General features: G+C 57.4%; 11 protein-coding genes. 6 read left to right on the plus strand and 5 right to left on the minus strand.

Annotation, left to right across the window (positions count from 1 at the left end; all coding sequences use genetic code 11):
• Positions 1 to 31: 31 nt before the first annotated feature.
• The 4 genes from AC3B6A_RS16520 to AC3B6A_RS16535 are packed head-to-tail and all read left to right on the plus strand — an operon-like array spanning position 32 to position 6,235.
• A complete protein-coding gene (locus AC3B6A_RS16520) occupies positions 32 to 1,276 on the plus strand; it encodes a TolC family protein (protein WP_488398290.1) in 1,245 nt (414 codons plus the stop codon).
• Entirely contained in the window at positions 1,273 to 2,754 is a 1,482-nt protein-coding gene (locus AC3B6A_RS16525) for an efflux RND transporter periplasmic adaptor subunit (RefSeq protein ID WP_488398291.1), read from the plus strand. The genes AC3B6A_RS16520 and AC3B6A_RS16525 overlap by 4 nt, the downstream gene beginning before the upstream one ends.
• Positions 2,751 to 5,906, plus strand: a complete 3,156-nt coding sequence (locus AC3B6A_RS16530; protein WP_488398292.1) for an efflux RND transporter permease subunit — start codon at positions 2,751 to 2,753, stop codon at positions 5,904 to 5,906. The genes AC3B6A_RS16525 and AC3B6A_RS16530 overlap by 4 nt, the downstream gene beginning before the upstream one ends.
• Positions 5,903 to 6,235, plus strand: coding sequence for a copper-binding protein (locus AC3B6A_RS16535; protein WP_488398293.1), 333 nt, complete (start codon positions 5,903 to 5,905; stop codon positions 6,233 to 6,235). Before AC3B6A_RS16530 ends, AC3B6A_RS16535 begins: the two co-directional genes overlap by 4 nt.
• A 125-nt stretch (positions 6,236 to 6,360) precedes the next feature.
• Here AC3B6A_RS16535 and AC3B6A_RS16540 read toward each other — a convergent pair whose 3' ends face one another.
• Genes AC3B6A_RS16540 through AC3B6A_RS16560 form a run of 5 tightly spaced genes read right to left on the minus strand, consistent with a single transcriptional unit; the run spans position 6,361 to position 12,152 of the window.
• On the minus strand, positions 6,361 to 7,482 hold the full coding sequence (locus AC3B6A_RS16540; protein ID WP_488398294.1) for a cupin domain-containing protein: 1,122 nt from the start codon (positions 7,480 to 7,482) through the stop codon (positions 6,361 to 6,363).
• The gene (locus AC3B6A_RS16545; RefSeq protein ID WP_488398295.1) at positions 7,482 to 8,096 is read right to left on the minus strand and encodes a hypothetical protein; all 615 of its coding nucleotides are present in this window, start codon (positions 8,094 to 8,096) and stop codon (positions 7,482 to 7,484) included. Before AC3B6A_RS16545 ends, AC3B6A_RS16540 begins: the two co-directional genes overlap by 1 nt.
• A 3-nt stretch (positions 8,097 to 8,099) precedes the next feature.
• On the minus strand, positions 8,100 to 8,831 hold the full coding sequence (locus tag AC3B6A_RS16550; RefSeq protein ID WP_488398296.1) for a hypothetical protein: 732 nt from the start codon (positions 8,829 to 8,831) through the stop codon (positions 8,100 to 8,102).
• A gap of 1 nt (position 8,832) precedes the next feature.
• Positions 8,833 to 10,134: an HlyD family type I secretion periplasmic adaptor subunit gene (locus AC3B6A_RS16555; protein WP_488398297.1), complete on the minus strand. Its 1,302-nt coding sequence runs from the start codon at positions 10,132 to 10,134 to the stop codon at positions 8,833 to 8,835.
• Positions 10,131 to 12,152: a peptidase domain-containing ABC transporter gene (locus AC3B6A_RS16560; protein ID WP_488398298.1), complete on the minus strand. Its 2,022-nt coding sequence runs from the start codon at positions 12,150 to 12,152 to the stop codon at positions 10,131 to 10,133. Before AC3B6A_RS16560 ends, AC3B6A_RS16555 begins: the two co-directional genes overlap by 4 nt.
• Before the next feature lie 165 nt (positions 12,153 to 12,317).
• On the opposite strand from AC3B6A_RS16560, the gene AC3B6A_RS16565 reads away from it, so the two are divergent.
• Both AC3B6A_RS16565 and proA read left to right on the plus strand, forming a co-directional pair.
• Entirely contained in the window at positions 12,318 to 12,455 is a 138-nt protein-coding gene (locus tag AC3B6A_RS16565; protein WP_488398299.1) for a hypothetical protein, read from the plus strand.
• Positions 12,456 to 12,940: 485 nt separating this feature from the next.
• Entirely contained in the window at positions 12,941 to 19,603 is a 6,663-nt protein-coding gene (gene proA / locus AC3B6A_RS16570; RefSeq protein WP_488398300.1) for an anti-phage protein ProA, read from the plus strand.
• Positions 19,604 to 19,621: the final 18 nt, after the last annotated feature.

Here is a 19,621-nt window from a genome sequence, read left to right on the forward strand (position 1 = left end):
GCCCATGCGCCGGTTTTCCAGAGGAATCACCGTGACTTCCATCCGTATCCACCCGGGCTGGATGCTGCTCGTCCTGCTGTCCAGCCTGTCCGCCCGGGGCGCGTCCCTGTCGCTGGACGAAGCCCTGTCGCTGGCCGAACGCAACGCCCCGTCGCTGCTCGCGCAGAGCGAGAAAGTCTCGGCGGCGAGAAGCGCCGCGATCCCCGCCGGGGAGTTGCCCGACCCCAAGCTCAACCTCGGCCTGCAGAACGTCCCCATCGAGGGTGACGACCGCTGGACCACCCAGCGCGACTCCATGAGCATGCAGGTGGTCGGCCTGATGCAGGAAATGCCCAACGGCGACAAGCGCAAGGCACGCATCGAGACCGCCCAGGCCGCCGTCGAACGCGCGGACGCCGAAGCCGGCGTCGAGCGCCTGAAGGTCCGCGGCGCCTCGGCGCAGGCCTGGATCACCGCCTACACGCTGCAGCGCAAGCTGGCGATGTTCGACGACTTCTACCGCGAGAACCGCCTGCTGGAGGCGACCGTCCGCGCGCGGCTGGCCGGCGGCGGCGCCAGCACCGTCGATGCGGTGGCGCCGCGCCAGGAAGCCGCGCTGCTGGACGAGCAGAAGGATGACCTGCTGCGCCAGCAGGCCCAGGCCCGCGCGGCGCTCCGGCGCTGGATCGGCCAGGAGGCGCCGGACGCACTGAGCGGCGACTTCCCGCGCTGGTCGATCGAGGCTCCCCATTACCAGCAGGCGCTGCACCAGCACCCGGAACTCGCCGCCTACGGGCCGATGACCCGCGAGGCCGAAGCGCTGGTCCGCGAGGCCGTGGCGGAGAAGAAGCCGGACTGGAGCTGGCAGGTCGACTACCAGCGCCGTGGCCGCGACTTCGGCGACATGATGACGCTGCAGGTCAGCTTCGACCTGCCGCTGTTCACCGGCACGCGCCAGGACCCGAAGATCGCCGCACGGCGCGCCCAGGTCCGGCAGCTGGAAGCCGAGCGCGAGGCGCTGACCCGCGAACACGAGCAGGCGCTGGAAGACGACCTGGCGGAGTACCGGCGCCTGCAGCGCGCGGTCGAGCGCAGCAGCGCCACCCTGGTGCCACTGGCCGAGGAGAAGGTACGCCTGGCCACGGCCGGCTACCGCGCCGGCAAGCTCGAACTCAACGACGTGATAGGCGCCCGCCAGCAACTGGTCGAGGCGAGGTTGCGGCACATCGACCTGCAGGGCTCCCTCGCGCTGGTCGCGGCGCGCCTGTATTTCACCTACGAGGAGGCACACGCATGAGCGGTTTCCCCTGGAAGACTCCCGTCGCGCTGACCCTCGCGCTGGCCGCCGGCGGCGCTGGCGGCTACTGGTTCGCCCAGCAAGGGCAAGGCCACGCGCCGGCACCGGCGGCTTCGGCCACGGCGGAACGCAAGCCGCTCTACTGGTACGACCCGATGTCCCCGCAGCAGCACTTCGACGCGCCCGGCAAGTCGCCGTTCATGGACATGCAGCTGGTGCCCAAGTACGCCGACGACGCCGAGGCGGGCGACGGCGCGCTGGCGGTGCGCATCGAACCGGGCATCCAGCAGAACCTCGGCATGCGCCTGGCCACGGTCAGCCGCGGCAAGCTCGACCGCACGCTGAAGGTCACCGGCCTGCTGACCTTCAATGACCGCGACGTGGCCCTGTTGCAGGCGCGCGCCGGCGGCTTCGTCGAGCGCACCTACGCCCTGGCGCCGGGCGATGTGGTGAAGGCCGGGGCACCGGTCGCCGACATCCTGGTGCCGGAATGGGCCGGCCTGCAGGAGGAATACCTCGCCCTGCGCGGCAGCGCGGAACCGGCGCTGCTGGAGGCGGCGCGGCAACGCCTGCTGCTGGCCGGGATGCCGGACACGCTGGTGGCGCAGATCGCCCGCAGCGGCCGGACGCGCCCGGTGATCACCCTCAGTTCGCCGATCGCCGGGGTGATCCGCGAGCTGGACGTGCGCCCCGGCATGACCCTGTCCGCCGGCGCGCCGCTGGCGCGGATCAACGGCCTGCGCCAGGTCTGGCTGGAAGCGGCGGTGCCCGAGACCCAGGCCGGGGGGCTCAAGGTCGGCCAGACCGTCGATGCCCGCCTGCCGGCGTTCCCCGATCGCCCGGTGACCGGCACCCTGGCCAGCATCCTGCCGGAGAACGACCAGCAGAGCCGCACCCTGCGCCTGCGCATCGAGCTGCCCAACCCCGACGGCCAGCTGCGCCCGGGCATGACCGTGGAGGTCAGCCTCGACCTCGCCGGCCAGGCCGCCGTGCTGCAGGTCCCCAGCGAAGCGGTGATCCGCACCGGCAAGCGCAACCTGGTGATGCTGGCGGAGGACCAGGGGCGGTTCCGCCCGGTCGAGGTTCGTCTCGGCCAGGAGAACGGCGGCCTGGTGGCGGTCCTGCAGGGGCTGGAGGAAGGTCAGCGGGTGGTCGCCTCCGGGCAGTTCCTGATCGACTCGGAAGCCAGCCTGAAAGGCATCGAGGCGCGCACGGCGCAAGAGCCCGCCCAGGCCACGGCGATGCCCGCCGTGCATGAGGCGGAAGGCCGCATCGTGGAGATCGACGCGCAAGGGCTGACCATCAGCCACGGTCCGATCAACACCCTGGGCATGCCCGCCATGACCATGCCCTACGCCCTCGCCCGCCCCGAGCTGGCCGACGGCCTGAAGGTCGGCGACCGCATCCGCTTCGGTGTCAGCGAGGGCGATGCCGGCATGGTGATCGAGCAGCTCAGCAAGCTGGAGGGCCAGCCATGATCGCCAGACTCATACGCTGGTCGGTGGCCAATCGCTTCCTGGTGCTGCTGGCCACGCTGTTCGTCGTCGCCTGGGGCGTCTGGTCGCTGCGCAGCACGCCGATCGACGCGCTGCCGGACCTCTCGGACGTGCAGGTGATCATCCGCACCAGCTATCCGGGGCAGGCCCCGCAGATCGTCGAGAACCAGGTCACCTACCCGCTGGCCACCACCATGCTGTCGGTGCCCGGGGCGAAGACCGTGCGCGGCTTTTCCTCCTTCGGCGACAGCTTCGTCTACGTGCTGTTCGAGGACGGCACCGACCTCTACTGGGCGCGCTCGCGGGTGCTGGAGTACCTCAACCAGGTGCAGTCGCGCCTGCCGGCCACCGCCAGGACCGCGCTCGGCCCGGACGCCACCGGCGTCGGCTGGATCTTCCAGTACGCGCTGGTCGACCGCAGCGGCCGGCACGACCTCGCGCAGCTGCGCGCCCTGCAGGACTGGTTCCTCAAGTTCGAGCTGAAGACGGTGCCCGACGTGGCCGAGGTCGCCACCGTGGGCGGCATGGTCCGGCAGTACCAGGTGCTGCTCGACCCGGTGCGCCTGGCCAGCCTGGGCATTACCCAGAACGAGGTGATCGAGGCGCTCGGCAAGGCCAACCAGGAAACCGGCGGCGGCGTGCTGGAGCTCGGCGAGGCCGAGTTCATGGTGCGCGCCTCGGGCTACCTGCAGAGCCTCGCCGACTTCCGCGCGATCCCCCTGCGCCTGGCCGCCAACGGCAGCCCGGTCACCCTCGGCGACGTCGCCAGCATCCAGCTCGGCCCGGAAATGCGCCGCGGCATCGGCGAACTGGACGGCGAAGGCGAAGCGGTCGGCGGGGTGATCGTCCTGCGCAGCGGCAAGAACGCCCGCGAAGCCATCGCGCGGGTGAAGGACAAGCTGGAGACGCTGAGGAAAAGCCTGCCCGAGGGCGTGGAAATCGTCACCACCTACGACCGCAGCCAGCTGATCGACCGCGCGGTGAGCCACCTCAGCGGCAAGCTGATCGAGGAGTTCATCGTGGTCGCGCTGGTCTGCGCCGCGTTCCTCTGGCACCTGCGCTCGTCGCTGGTGGCCATCGTCTCGCTGCCGGTCGGCGTGCTCATCGCGCTGATCGTGATGCGCCACCAGGGGATCAACGCCAACATCATGTCCCTGGGCGGCATCGCCATCGCCATCGGCGCGATGGTCGACGCGGCGGTGGTGATGATCGAGAACGCGCACAAGCGGGTCGAGGCCTGGCACGAGAAACACCCCGGCACGCCGCTGGTGGGCGAGCAGCACTGGCGGGTGATGACCGAGGCGGCCGTGGAGGTCGGGCCGGCGCTGTTCTTCAGCCTGCTGATCATCACCCTGTCGTTCATTCCGGTGTTCACCCTGGAGGCCCAGGAGGGCCGCCTGTTCGGTCCGCTGGCCTTCACCAAGACCTACGCGATGGCCGGGGCCGCCGGACTGTCGGTGACCCTGGTGCCGGTGCTGATGGGCTACTGGATTCGCGGACGCCTGCCCTCGGAACAGCGCAACCCGCTCAACCGCTGGCTGATCCGCCTCTACCAGCCGGCGCTGGACGCGGTGCTGCGCCACCCGCGGGCGACCCTGGCGGCCGCGGTGCTGGTCTTCCTCACCACGCTGTGGCCGCTGTCCCGCCTGGGCGGCGAGTTCCTCCCGCCGCTGGACGAGGGCGACCTGCTGTACATGCCCTCGGCCCTGCCCGGGCTGTCCGCGCAGAAGGCCTCGGAACTGCTGCAGAGCACCGATCGCCTGATCAAGAGCGTGCCGGAAGTCGCCAGCGTGTTCGGCAAGGCCGGCCGCGCCGAATCGGCCACCGACCCGGCGCCGCTGGAGATGTTCGAGACCACCATCCGCTTCAAGCCCAGGGAGGAATGGCGCCCGGGCATGACCAGCGAAAAGCTGGTGGAGGAACTCGACCGCGTGGTGCGCGTGCCCGGCCTGACCAACATCTGGATTCCGCCGATCCGCAACCGCATCGACATGCTCGCCACCGGCATCAAGAGCCCCATCGGGGTGAAGGTCGCCGGCACCGACCTGGCCGAGATCGACCGCGCCACCCAGGCGGTGGAACGGGTGGCCAAGGGCGTGCCCGGGGTGACCTCGGCGCTGGCCGAACGCCTCACCGGCGGTCGCTACATCGACGTCGACATCGACCGCCAGGCGGCGGCGCGCTACGGCATGAACATCGCCGACGTGCAGGCCATCGTCGGCAGCGCCATCGGCGGCGAGAACGTCGGCGAGACGGTGGAGGGGCTGGCCCGCTACCCGATCAACGTGCGTTACCCACGCGAGTGGCGCGACTCGGTCGACGCGCTGCAACAGTTGCCGATCTACACCGCCCAAGGCGGCCAGATCACCCTGGGCAGCGTGGCGCGGGTGCGCATCAGCGGCGGGCCGCCGATGCTCAAGAGCGAGAATGCCCGGCTCTCCGGCTGGGTCTACGTCGACGTGCGCGGCCGCGACCTGGCCTCGGTGGTGGCGGACCTGCGCCAGGCGGTGGAGCGCGACGTGCGACTCGCGCCGGGCATGAGCCTGAGCTACTCCGGCCAGTTCGAGTACCTGGAGCGCGCCAACGCCCGGCTCAAGCTGGTGGTGCCGGCGACCCTGGCGATTATCTTCGTGCTGCTCTACCTGACCTTCGGGCGCTTCGACGAGGCGCTGCTGATCATGGCCACCCTGCCCTTCGCCCTCACCGGCGGCGTGTGGCTGCTGTACCTGATGGGCTTCAACCTGTCGGTCGCCACCGGCGTGGGCTTCATCGCCCTGGCCGGGGTCGCGGCGGAGTTCGGGGTGATCATGCTGATCTACCTGAAGAACGCCTGGGCCGAGCGCCACGGCCCGGGCGATTCCGCCGCCCTGCTCGCGGCCATCCGCGAAGGCGCGGTGCAGCGCGTCCGCCCCAAGGCGATGACCGTCGCCGTCATCGTCGCCGGCCTGCTGCCGATCCTCTGGAGCAGTGGCACCGGCAGCGAGGTGATGAGCCGCATCGCCGTACCCATGGTCGGCGGCATGATCACCGCCCCGCTGCTTTCGCTGTTCGTCATTCCCGCGGCGTACTGGCTGCTTCGGCGCCGCACGCTCACCACCACCACGACCCACGTCCCACAAGGAGACCTCCCATGAAACCTCGCTACATGTGCGCCACGCTGCTGCTCGCCCTTGCCTTCGGCGCGCAGGCGCAAGACATGTCCGGCATGCAGATGCAGGGCATGGACAGCATGCAGGCCGCACCGACCGCCAGCGCCGAGGGCGTCATCAAGGCAATGGATGCGGCGCACGGCACCGTCACCCTCGCCCACGGCGCCGTGTCGGCCCTCAAGTGGCCGCCCATGACGATGGCGTTCAAGGCCACCCCGGAGCAGTTGAAGGGCCTGAAGGCCGGCGACGAAGTGACCTTCGATTTCCACACCGGCGACGGCGCCGCGAGAATCGTGAGCATCCGGAAAAAGTGATGCGGTGACTGGAGCCCTGTCTGCCGGGTGGGTGGGCAGGGTTTTCTGTGGGGAAGTCTCATTTTGTTTCGAACGCTTGAAACTGGAGAGAAGCCAAGGTCCAAGTTCCGGGCCTTAGTCATATTTTATTCTATATGTATCACTCCTTTAGAGAGCAAGTATTTTACGCTATCAATAACAGATTCTGTAGAAATTTCTTGCAACTCAGCCCGTAGATCAGCGAATTTTAAGCTCCCTTTAGAAAGTAAGTTAGCAATTATATTTTCACCTATTTTCAAACCATTCAGAGAGAGCCTATCTCTATTGACAAGACTAAAATAAGGCGATGCCAACGACAAGGTTAGGTGATCTAAATCCTCAGGCGACTCAGAGAAGTAGGCTCTTAGATTTAAGCCTCCGTCAAGTTTCTCTTTGTAGTACACAGTCCTTTCAAACTCTTTCAGACTACTTTCAGAAGCAATCAGCTCCGCAATTTCGTCTCTCATCTGTATAGTAATTCCAGAGTTATTTCCGATACTGAAAGAGCTTCGATATCTATCTATTTTGCTAAGTATATTAGCACTCACCCAACCAACGTAATCCAATACGTATGGTTTATGAACTCCAACTGCAAGGTGAAAACAAGGTCCTTCCGACGGGTACGCACAGTGCCACCACCCCCTGGGGATATAGAGGACGTCTCCAGGCTCAGTAATTATATCCAGCACTGGCTCCGCAGGGCATTCATCTCGGCGCTCACGACTTAGTTGCCCAGCAATAGGGTTTTCATAAGTTGGCTTATATATTTTCCAACGTTTTCGCCCAATTAACTGGGTAGCAAATACGTCATGCGCATCCCAGTGATTACCGAAGGCACTGTCTCCGGTCATCGCCAGATACCCATTCGCAACTACCTGCCCCTCAGCCAGACGGGCTATTTTGTTGCAAAATCGTTTAATTCGTAATGAACGCATCTCCACCCTATTGAGCACTAGGGTCGCGCCAAGGCCAAGCTCGCTGTATAGGCGCTCTTTATTTAGTGAAACCTTAACCTGCCCATAATAGGGGATTCGCTCGGACAACTCCAACTCGGGAACTGGTGCGTTGCGAATAAGCTTAACGGTTGCTGCGTTGACATCAAGAGCATAAAGCAGTTCATCAATCTCATCCCAACTGGATATGATCGGATCATGCACTCCCTTTAAGTGAACCGCGTGCTTTTCAAAGTATTTTTCTTTAAAGCTGTCAGATTCAATACTTAATCGCATCAGTCCTGATCCTGGCCGCTAACGAACTGCAGCTCTCCCTGCGTTACGACGCCGACTGGAGCATAGTTTGAAGTTGTGAACCAAAATGCATGGGAAGCAGCATAAATTGGGTCAAAAAAATCAAAGGCATGGCCACCAACTGGCGCACCATATGCTTGCGCACCGCCAACATCTGTAAGATCCGGCTTGAAATTAGAACCATTGAAAATTGCTAGGCCTGGAGCATTTTGAAAATTTGTATAATTCTGGCCGTCGTGGTGTTTTATGTAAATATATTGATCCACACTTAGCCCCGCAGCTCTGATTGGTGGGTTTATCGATGGATCATTGTAGCGGGCAGTGAATCGAGATATATCGTCAAAAAAGGCCTGAATTTGATTGGCGTTGGAGGATCTATCTCCTAGCGCTCCATGATTTTCCGCCCAAGTACCTGCAAGATACCCAAAAAGTCCAGATGCTGTTGAGTTTGGGTTTTGCGTCATGGTTCCAAGTGATGACTCGATAAAGGAGACCTTCACTGCAAACTCTACTTGAGAGTCAGAGAACCCATGTTGGAAGCCATAGTTGGAAATGGCTTCAACGTTATTCAACTGGACGTTAGAGAGGCGCGCCATAACTTACACTCCATTGCATTTTGATTTCTTTATTTTATTAATAAGTATCGCAACGTCACTTTGCGCACTGTCAATTTTCTGGCTTAGGACTTCGTACTGAGCGCACACCTCTCTATTACTGTATTTCGACTTTTCGATCAGGTTTGAAGCATCCCTGGCTAATGATTCCGTTGTAATATTAGAATTTAGGTAGGCAGAGAGACGTTCTCTATAAAGTGAACTAGCGGCGGCATCATCCACGGGATAAAATGATATGGTGCTATCATCAGCATGCAGTTTATAAACTTGGAACTGAAGACCGTCTATCGATCGATTAGGTCCAGCAGAAGCAGTTAGGGAATATAGATCACCCTCTACATTTTTCATGTCGGCGCTAGACTCTCCGAAATTTAGTTCAGCACCACTGATATCACCGTTTATATATGAGTAAGCCTGCACGGTTTCATGAGGCCCACCATAGCTTCCGCACAGGAAGAAGACATCCTTCCCATGGTACTCAGAGAACGATAACGCCGAGATCTTCTCGCACCCCGGAAGTAGCCCCGTGTTTTTTTCAAATAATTTCTCCCGTTGATTGCGAATTTGAATACTTGCTGAGGTGTATCCTTCTAACTGATTCTCCGCAAGCTCTTTTCGCTCATACGAAACAATTAGGTCACCCTTGATTAACTCCGAACTTAGAGCAATTTCTGGCGAGCAAATAGCCATACCCAAACAGAAAAAAACAAGTCTCACTTCATTTTCTCCCGAGTGCAGAATCTATATTTTTCGTAATAGGATCAAATATTATTGATGCTATTGATCTTCTATCTGTCTTAACATCCATTTGCACAGACATACCTGGTTTTAGCTTTTCCCTTATGCCACTAGAGAAACCCAATCCTTGTATACTTGCCTCCAGTACATACTGTCTGTTATGCCGATCCGGTGACTCTAGGCTCTCTTCTTCTGCATCAGCGCTAAGCCAGTTTAATCTCCCAGACATACTGCCGTACGTCTGATAAGGAAAGGAGTCGACCTTTATCTCTACCAAAGAACCTACGCTAATAAACCCAACATCACTTGAACTTGCCTTCCCCCTCACTACAAGCGGGGCGTCAACTGGTACAATTTTGGCAATTTCTTCCGAGGCTTTTATGACTTGATGTGCATGCGTGATTTTGAATTCGGTTAGAAAGCCTTTCTCAGGCGCTCGAACCTCCTGATATACGACGCTCCGTGTAGCTCTTACAAGATCCGTGCGTGCAGCTTGAAGTCGGACTCTCGACTCCTCTCGCTCCTTTATCAGAGAGTTGACTCTATTTTCACGCAGCGCATCAATCTTTCCTCTAGCCACATTTAGCTCTTCTGTTGATACTTTTAATTTTACTTTTAATATTTTTAATTCGTTATCTAGCCTGTCGCGATTATCTAGGTATTCCATATACTTGAAGCGAGAAACTGCAAGGCCGATTGCTCCGCGAACGAGTTCCTCTTGATTTTTTGCGTTTTTATAGAGATCGCTTGTTTTCTTTATTTCACCCTCAGCGCTCTCAATGCTAAGCTCCTGGAGGTTGACTTGGTGGCGCAAGTCACTTAAAGACTCCCTGAAACTCAACTCGGAGGCCTTCCATGCTTCCATCTCAGCATTTTTTAAAACAACATCTTTGGTCTTGAAAACTGGCTCTCTACCATCCAGAGAAGCTTGTGCTCTTTCAAAGTCACATTGGAGCTTATCGGCAAGCTGTGAAGATTTTTCCCATTCTGCTTTGGGTACCTGATCCTCAAGTATTGCTAAAACTTGCCCCTTCTCAACTAACTGCCCCTCCTTAACCTGAATACTCTTAATTTCTCCAGATTCCATTGACTGTACAGTCTTTACCTTTCCGTCAGGTGCAAGGTGGCCGTTAACAGTTACAACGGTGTCAATCTTTAAGATTATTGACATGATGATTGCTAGCGCAAGAGAAACGACCGTACCAGCAATGACAAAGCTGGAGAGTTTTCCATTAGGCTTTTCGAGGTATTCAGCTAGACTTCCGTGCCCTTTAGTAGTCATACAGTCTCTATTGCTTCCTGAACTTTGACTGGGTACAACTTCCCATTAACCAGCCTGTAAATCTCATCATATCTATCCAGCGGTGCAAGTCGATGAGATACTGTAATTAAAGTCAAATCAGGGAAGGCCTCAATTATATTATTATGAATTATCGTTTCGGACCTTTCATCAAGTGCACTTGTGGACTCATCTAACATAAGTATTTCCGGGTTGACGGCCAACGCCCTTAGGAGACAAAGTCGTTGACGCTGTCCTCCTGAAAGCGTAGTGCCGGCCTCTGTCATTTCTCGGAAATACATGTCAGGGTGAGATTCAATTACTTGATCTGCGAACACTAGGCGAGCCAATTTGTGCAAATAGTCAATTTCGCCAGGCTTTGAAAGCGGAGATATATTCTCCAGAATTGTCCCACTAAAAATAAAGGAGTCCTGAGGCACTAGACATACTTTCACCCTGACGAAGGATTCATTAAATTGGCGAATATCAACTCCATTTATTTTTACCTGACCAAACTGTGGCTGATACAAATTAGCCATAAGCTTCAATAGAGTACTTTTTCCACATCCACTTTCGCCAATTACTGCAACCTTCCGCCCCCTTCTGACCTCGAGATTAAGATCGTCAGCCACCCATGCCACACCTGGAGCATACTGAAACTTTATGTCTCTCATGGATATATTGGATATCTTTCCAACCACAAGCTCTTTAGGTGGCGATTCAATTGCTATCGCTTGAGATATTTCTCCAAATACTGTCTTTGCTTTCTTTAGTTCTTGCAATGTATATGCGGATCGCGCAATCGGATGAAAAACTCTGCTAGAGAACATCTGGAATGCAATTAGCTGCCCCATACTTAGTTTGCTATCAAGAACCAGAATAGCGCCATACCATAGGGTGGTAAGCATTCCCCCCCGTTGAATCCAGATGTTTACTGCAACAGCCCAATTGACGAGCCTGACCTCTCGCGCCGAAACCTCTGCATTAGTGATTTGAGACAATTCTATCTTCTTGAGAAGACATTCCTCTCGACATGTAAGTTTTAGAGTCTCAATCCCATGTAGCGCCTCAACCAAAAGAGTTGCAGGATCGATCCTGGATAGTTTCTGTTTTTCTTTGGCCAGTTCAAAGACGTAGTTTATGATCGCGATAACAACTATAAACAAGAGGCAGATTGCGGTCAGTTCTAAACTATAGAACGCCATAAGCACTAGGAATACCGAACAGAAAAGCAGGTCTAGCGCATTGAATACACCCCCGCTCATGCTTAGCCCTTGAAATATGCCGGAGCGTCGTGATAATCCAGCCAAGTCTCCAACCTTATTCTCGGTATAAAATGGGAGTGGTCTATTGAGTATTGAGCGTGACAGTCTTGAGCCAATTAAAATATCTGCCCTCCCTGCAATTTCAGTAGTTATTACTATTCGTGCCACCGACAGCATCAACTCTGAACAGGCCAACACGGCAGCCAGAATACCAAACACATGCAAAGCGGAAATATTTTGGTGCACCAACACACGATCAATTATTATCTGACCAAATATAGGAATTGAAAATCCAAGCACCTGAATCAGAAGCGATGCCGATATAATTAGCGCGACAACTCTTACCGTAAAGAACACTCTCAGACCGTCCGCAATATTACTGCAACGGAAAAGACCCTTCCTTAAATGAAATCCAACAGTGCCCTTCAGCCTCTCCAAGTCAGATACAGGAAGGATTAATGGCGAATTGGGAGTTCTTGCCTTGAAAATAAAACATGCGCCTTTATCTATTCGCGTCAGAACGCAGCACCCATGCTCGACATGATTGAATATAAGGGGTAATTCAATCCCACCAATCTTAGCCTTATATACTTTTTGTTTTCTGCATTGAAAACCAAGAGATTTTGAAACTCTTATATATATTCTTTCAGAGTCATTTTCCGCAATGCTCTGAACCTCTTGGCGAAGTTGTGCAACGTCAAATTTTTCGCCGAGCAGGGAGAAATAGAAGCATAGGCTTCGAATGACCTCGTCCATGTGGTTCAACCTCAAATGCTTTAGATAATGATTCGCATTGGTAATGACTGATAGCACCTAGTGTTGGTATTTTACAATTTATTTTTACAATCAATTAATCCTGTATCTATAGAAAATATCAATTGATATGTATTTGGAGTTTTGCACTACCCCCCCACAGCGGGCATGTCGTGGGCTATCGGCCGGCGCACCACCGAGCAGCTCAACGCCCTGGGCATCCGCACAGACCGGGATCTCGCCTTGGCCGATGTCTGGCAGCTACGCAAACAGTTCAACGTCATCATCGAGGAAGGCCACGCTTGAGCCGCACGGTGTCGCCTGACTAGAGCTGGAAGAGGCAGCACTACCCAAGCAGGAGATCTGCGGTAGCTGCACATTCGGCAAGCGCTTACATGAGCTGCCATCAATATACGGATAGAAGTCGATCATGCTCTGGAGATGGCAGAGCCAACTGGAATCTGACCGCGGCTCAGTACCGGCGCCGACCTTCCAGTCGGCAAGCGGGCACCCGTAAATCCAAAATCAGGTGTAGCGGACGCATACGTAGCCTGTAGACCCGCGCTTCCGACTAAGGAATTTGTGATCCCCACACCCGACTCGGTCGACTGGAGAGCTCATTGACGCTATGAGCCATACGAACCGACGACAGACACTCTCGGCCACTCGCCATCATGGGGTCTAGCCGATAGGATGACGCGATGCAGGGAAGCGCGCGTCGGGGGGAAGGCCCCCGCTCGAGAGTCTTCCTCCGCCTGGCTACACCGTCAGGTTTGGACAAGGAGATCGGCATGAGTGACGAGGTTATTGAGCAGCCCGACAGGGAGCTGCCCCAGGATACGCAAGCTATCGCTCAGGCTGTTGAGCCTACTCCGATAAAAACAGTTCGCATTCAGGCCACGCTGGTTGCAAAGCTGAACTTAGCTGACTTCCAGAACTCCGTTCCTGCCATCCGTGAGCTGCGGCTGATCAACGACACTGATCAGAAATACAGCGACTTGGAACTTCAGCTCCTGTCCGACCCTCTCGTCTTCAAGACGAAGACGTGGCACATCGATGCACTGAGCCCCAGCACATTCCTTCCCATACCGGGGCTCGATCTGCAGATCGATGGCGCTCTGCTCGCTCGGCTGACTGAAGCCGAGCATGCGACTGCCACCTTCACTCTGACGGCCCAGGGCATTGATGGTGAAGAGCGCCATGAAGTCGCCCGCCTTGAACTCAGCCTCGAACTGCTCCCTCGCAATCAGTGGGGCGGGTTATCACATCTTCCCGACATGACAGCAGCGTTCGTCCAACCGAACGATATTGCTGTCGAACGACTCCTGAAGAAAGCAGCGGAGCTACTGCGCGCCCAAGGCAAAAATCCCGCGCTGAATGGATACTCCGGTGGTTCCGCACACGCCTGGGAGATCGCATCGGCGATCTGGGCCGCAGCCGCTTCCCTCAAGCTGGACTACGCCCTCCCCCCTGCCAGCTTCGAGCAATTCGGCCAGAAAGTACGCGGTCCAAGCCATATATTGGAGAGCGGCTTGGCAACCTGTTTCGACCTCTCTCTGCTGTTCTGTGCGGCTTTGGAGCAGGCCGGCCTTAATCCCCTGTTGATATTCACCCGAGGCCACGCATTCTCGGGCTTCTGGCTCAAAGCCGAGGAGTTCTCGAACAGCACCGTTGACGACATCACCGCGCTACGCAAGCGCATGAAGCTCAACGAATTGAAGCTGTTTGAGACCACGCTGATCACCCAACCAAACACCCCTTCTCTTTCCTACGCCATCGAGCGTGGTGCCCAGCATCTCGCTGAAGGGCAGGAACATGAGTTCGAGCTCGCCTTGGATATCCGGCGTGCCCGGTTGCAAAGAGTCAAACCACTGGCCAGCGCGGAGGCTACTCCAGCCCTCAGCGACACTGACAATGAACAGAACCAGAACGGCCAGGAACTACTCATCGACTTGCCACCTGAGCTTCCTGATGAGGCTCCCATTGAAGTCGATGTTGCCTCGCTTGATCCGAAAGACCGCCTCGCTCGTTGGCAGCGCAAGCTGCTCGACTTGTCCTTGCGCAACAACCTGTTGAACTTCAAGGCCGGAAAGAAAGCGGTACGACTAGAGGCCCCAGATGCTGCTGCACTCGAGGACATCCTCGCCAGCGGACAGCATCTGAAACTGCAGACACGCCCCGACTTGATGGACGGAGCGGATCCACGCGACCAAGTTCTGCATGAGGAGCGCGAGCGTGAAGACCTGCGACGCCAACACGCCCTGGATGCTCTGAAGCGCAACCAAGTATTCGTGGGCCTGCCCGTCAATGAGCTGGACACCCGCCTGACAGAGCTTTATCGCGGCGCCCGCACGAACTTGCAAGAAGGTGGTTCCAACACGCTATTCCTGGCGCTGGGTTTCCTCACATGGACACGCGAAGACAGAGAAAGCCAACGCTACCGGGCCCCGCTGATACTGGTACCGGTGACCCTGGAGCGAAAGAGCGCTCGGGCAGGCTTCACCCTGGTGATTCATGATGATGAACCGCGCTTCAATCCAACCCTGCAGGAAATGCTTCGCCAGGACTTTGAGCTGAGCCTGGGCATCAGTGAAGGTGAGCTTCCGAAAGACGACTCGGGCCTGGATGTCGCACTGATTTGGAGGACGGTCGCTCACGCGGTCAAGGACATCAAAGGTTGGGAAGTCAACGAGGATGTCGTGCTGTCGATGTTCTCGTTCGCCAAATACTTGATGTGGAAAGACCTCTCGGAGCGCTCCGAGGCTCTGCGACAAAGCCCAGTCGTAAAGCATCTGCTGGATACACCACGCGATGCCTTCAGTGGTGGAGGCGGAGTATTCCCAGATGAACGCTCGCTGGACTCCCAGTACAGCCCACAGCAGGTCTTCTGCCCTCTTCCCTCTGACTCCTCACAACTCTCTGCGGTGTTATCGGCGGCTCAAGGGCGCGATTTCGTCTTGATTGGGCCACCAGGTACCGGCAAAAGTCAGACGATCGTGAACATGATCGCCCAGTTCATTGCACAGCAAAAGCGCGTGCTCTTCGTCTCCGAAAAGATCGCCGCGCTGGATGTTGTATATCGTCGCTTGCGTGAGGTGGGTCTCGGCGAATTCTGCCTTGAGGTTCACTCGAACAAGTCGAAGAAAACCGAAGTCCTTTCCCAGCTGCACTCAGCGTGGGAAGCTCGCGGTACAGCGGATGCCGCAACCTGGCAGGCCGAAGCTCAGCGTCTGCAGGGCCATCGCGATGTTCTGAACCTGTATGTCGAACGACTCCATGAGCGCTACCCGAACGGGTACACGATCTACGACGCCATCGGCATCGTAAGCACTAATCCAGATATTGCCCCGATCAACCTGACGTGGACATCGCATTCGCAACACCAGGCTGCAGATCTACTCGCCATGAGGGAAATCGCTGACCGCTTGGAGGTTAACGCACAGGCGGTCGGTTTCAACACGCTGAACCAGCACCCACTGCACCTGATTGGTAACAACGACTGGTCACCGACCTGGCAACATCAGGTAATCGAAGCGGCACGCGAGCTAGGCCCTGCCACACATGCAGTGCAGAATGCTAGTGAGCGTTATACCCAGATGTCCGGCTTGCCCTCGTTACCGGCCAATAGCAGGACACTCAAGGGACTAGGGGCTTTGGCGAAGATCCTTCCCACTGCCGCCGGACAGAATTGGAGCTTCGTGCTCCGCCCTGATGCGAGAGCCATAGGGCAACGCCTGGAAGCAGGCGTGAAACTCGTTGAGCAGCACCGCACGCTCAATCAGACGCTCCCCGCTTTCTGGACATCCAGCACGCTGGAAGACTGCCAACGCGGGCTAGACCTGTTAACGCGACATGCAGAGCTCAGATCCGGACTCCCCCAACCCTGGCCAGTGGCGAGCATGATTTTGCTCAACCAAGGTTTGGAGACCCTCTCCGAGATCGAGCGAGTCAAGCAGACATTATCTGTTGGCTACAACGACACGATCGAAGCCTTGGATGTCCAAGCGCTGCTGAAAGAATGGGAGCTAGCCGGCAAATCATTCTGGCCGAAGTCCTGGCTTACCCAGCGTAAGATTCGGAACCAATTAGAAAGCACTCAAAGCTCTCCTTCCCCTACATCCGTAGTTGATGATCTTCAACGCTGGATCGCTATTCGCGAACTCCGCGCTCGGTTGGACGCAATCGACCCAGGACAATCGGGTAATCCTGTCTGGAAGGGTTCCAAAACCGATCCAGCCCTTCTCGCTGTAGCTATGCGTGTACAAGCTGCGCTTGCAGCATCTGTCGAGGGTCGACCATGGTCAGATGAGGGCTTCGAGCTTATCAGTCAGGGGCAAGCTGGCATCGCGATCAAGGAGACACTTGAGCGCATGCGAGAGATTCGGACTGTAGAGGACGAGATTTCTACGCTTGAGCCACTCACCAAAGTTACGAGCTTTATCTGGGCCGGCCTGCAGACTCAGACTAAAGCGCTCAACGCTGCAGTGACATTCCAACGTGCACGGCGATCCATTCAACAGGAAGGTCGCCTGGAAGACGAGCATGAGCTCGTCGCCAGCGGTACCTGTGGAGAACGGCTTCAGGGCGAGCTGAAGATTCTCAGGCAACGTGAGGCAATCGAACGAGAGTTGGACAACCTGACCGACCTGCGTGAACTGACCTCAGGTCTGTGGTTGGGGCTGCACACGAAAGAGGACGCAGTCTCCCGTGTGCTCAAATTCCATGCTCATTTGGCCGGAGCTATCTCAGCACTCGTCCAAACACCTGAGCATGTCGAAGGTGTGAAGTCTGCTCTGTCGCGCTTGCTAGGTGACGCCAATGCTCTCCTTGAGCCCGAAGGCCAGCTGGCTCAAGCAGGCCACGAGCTGTTGGAGTCGCTAGATCACTACATCGCGCAGACACACAAGCTCGTCGACGCTGGACATTTCTTGGCCGAGGATGCTGCAGGCTTCACCGAGCAGGAACTCAGCCAGCAGCGACTTCAGTGCGAGCAAATTGTGCAGGCCGGAAATGGCTTACATGCTTGGTGCGCCTGGAAAAAAGCATGCGATGAAGCATCCGCGCATGGCCTACTTCCGTTGGTCGATGCCCTGAAAGCCGGCCATGTTCCACAGGGCTCCGTACGCAAGGCATTTGAAACCAACTACGCCCGCTGGTGGTTGAACACGGCCGTTGATCACGAGCCCGTCATACGTACATTCGTAAGTGTCGAACACGAGCAGCGTATTCGCGATTTCCGAGCTTTGGACGACCGTTTCACCGCACTGACACGCGATCTATTGCGCGCGCGCCTTTGCGCCGAGCTCCCCACTCAAGATTCGGTGAGCAAGAACTCGGAATGGGGTGTGCTCCGGCACGAGATCACGAAGAAGACGCGCCACCTGCCATTGCGCGAGCTGATGTCGAAGATTCCCGACGCGCTCACCAAGCTGACTCCTTGCCTGCTGATGAGTCCGCTCTCGATCGCCCAATACCTGGCCGCGAACTCGAGCGTCTTCGACGTCGTAATCTTCGACGAAGCCTCGCAGATTCCGGTGTGGGATGCGATCGGTGCAATCGCTCGTGGCAAGCAAGTAGTGATGGTCGGCGATCCCAAACAGCTTCCGCCAACCTCGTTCTTCGATCGAGCCGAATCCACTCAGGATGACGCTGATGTCGAGGCTGATCTCGAAAGCATTCTAGATGAGTGCATCAGCGCCAACCTGCCGATTCGGAACCTGAACTGGCACTACCGCAGCCGGCACGAGAGCCTGATCGCGTTCTCGAACCAGAGGTACTACGAATCCAAGCTGGTAACCTTCCCCTCCCCTGTTACCAGCGATCGCGCGGTCAGTCTGCACATCGTCAACGGGGTATACGAGAAAGGCTCTGCGCGCACCAACCCGGCAGAGGCCAAAGCTTTGGTCAACGATCTGATCGACCGTCTGCGCAGCCCCGGATTCAAAGAGAGCAGGCTGACTATCGGTGTCGTAACGTTCAACGGCGAACAGCAGAAGCTGATCGAAGATCTGCTCGACACTGAACGCAGAAGGGATCCATCGCTGGAAAGCTACTTCTCGGAGAACGAGCTTGAACCCGTCTTCGTGAAGAACTTGGAAAGCGTGCAGGGTGACGAGCGGGACATCATGTACTTCTCGATCACCTACGGCCCGGATGCTACCGGCAATGTTGCAATGAACTTCGGCCCGCTCAACCGGACTGGCGGGGAGCGCAGGCTCAATGTCGCCGTCACCCGCGCCCGCCACGAGCTTCGTGTCTTCAGCACGCTTCGAGCCGAAAAAATAGACCTTGCACGTACCCAGGCACTGGGCGTGCGCGATCTGAAACACTTCCTCGAATTTGCTGACCGCGGTGCTCGCGCACTTGCGGAAGTCGATGCCGGAAGCCTGGGCGGGTACGACAGCCCATTCGAAGAGGCCGTTGCGAACGCACTACGCCTGAAGGGGTGGCAAGTTGTCACTCAGGTTGGCGTGTCGTCATTCCGAATCGACCTGGCGGTGGTTGATCCGGACGCTCCTGGGCGATACCTCGCCGGTGTGGAATGCGATGGTGCAACCTATCACCGCAGCGCGACAGCTCGTGATCGGGACAAACTGCGTGAGCAGGTGCTCAAAGGTCTGGGATGGGAAATCCTGCGCATCTGGTCGACAGACTGGTGGATCGACGCTCAGGGTACCGCTCAGAAGATCCATGAGCGCCTTGAGTCCTTGTTGGTCGAAAGCCGCCAGCAACGTGCAGTCCGTGAAGTCCAAGAGCAGTTGGCGACTATTGCAGCTGAAAGCGAAGCTCCGCTCGGAGACAACATCGTAGAGCTGCCAGTCGACAGATCCCATTTCAAAGTACCTGATGACTCCGTAGAGCCTGAAGCCGGGCCTGAGGAGGCTGAAACACCGAGCGTGCGTTATGCCCGTACGCAAACAGACGCAGCACGCCCCTCGGCAACCTTCGCCTACTACCGTGAGAGCGATCCACTAAACGCAGTAGAAGGTGTGGATCCAGATGCCTTCTTCGAAGCACGCTATGACGCTGTTCTGGAGATGATGATCAAGCACGTGATTGAAGAGGAAGGCCCTATCCTCGATACCACTCTCGCACGCCGAATCGCCCGTGTGCATGGATGGACTCGTACGGGTGCACGAATTCGCGATCGAGTCGTGACCGTGGCTGATCGCGAGCACAACAAGCTTGAAGACGAGTCTGGGCAATTCTACTGGCCTCGCCGTTTGCCGAATCACGAATCCATCGCATACCGGCAGCCCGCTGATGCCGACAACATCCGCCCCGTCGACGAGATCTGCAGCTTGGAACTTCGGGCGCTAGCACGCTCATTGACCGACCAAAGCCTTGTCGGAGATGACTTGCTCTACGCCATGGCTCGCGAGCTCGGGATGGGCAAAGTATCTGCATCAACTCGAGCAAGGATCCAGGGGGTGATCGATAAGCTGTTCTCCTGAGGCATGCACTGCTCAGGG

This window comes from Pseudomonas sp. B12(2026) (genome assembly GCF_057767015.1).

Excerpts from the sequence above, each read along its gene's own strand:
- AC3B6A_RS16560 (WP_488398298.1), bottom strand. The coding sequence starts at position 12,152 with ATGGACGAGGTCATTCGAAGCCTATGCTTCTATTTCTCCCTGCTCGGC.
- AC3B6A_RS16565 (WP_488398299.1), top strand. The coding sequence starts at position 12,318 with ATGTCGTGGGCTATCGGCCGGCGCACCACCGAGCAGCTCAACGCCCTG.
- AC3B6A_RS16530 (WP_488398292.1), top strand. The coding sequence starts at position 2,751 with ATGATCGCCAGACTCATACGCTGGTCGGTGGCCAATCGCTTCCTGGTG.
- AC3B6A_RS16555 (WP_488398297.1), bottom strand. The coding sequence starts at position 10,134 with ATGACTACTAAAGGGCACGGAAGTCTAGCTGAATACCTCGAAAAGCCT.
- proA (WP_488398300.1), top strand. The coding sequence starts at position 12,941 with ATGAGTGACGAGGTTATTGAGCAGCCCGACAGGGAGCTGCCCCAGGAT.
- AC3B6A_RS16540 (WP_488398294.1), bottom strand. The coding sequence starts at position 7,482 with ATGCGATTAAGTATTGAATCTGACAGCTTTAAAGAAAAATACTTTGAA.
- AC3B6A_RS16535 (WP_488398293.1), top strand. The coding sequence starts at position 5,903 with ATGAAACCTCGCTACATGTGCGCCACGCTGCTGCTCGCCCTTGCCTTC.
- AC3B6A_RS16545 (WP_488398295.1), bottom strand. The coding sequence starts at position 8,096 with ATGGCGCGCCTCTCTAACGTCCAGTTGAATAACGTTGAAGCCATTTCC.
- AC3B6A_RS16525 (WP_488398291.1), top strand. The coding sequence starts at position 1,273 with ATGAGCGGTTTCCCCTGGAAGACTCCCGTCGCGCTGACCCTCGCGCTG.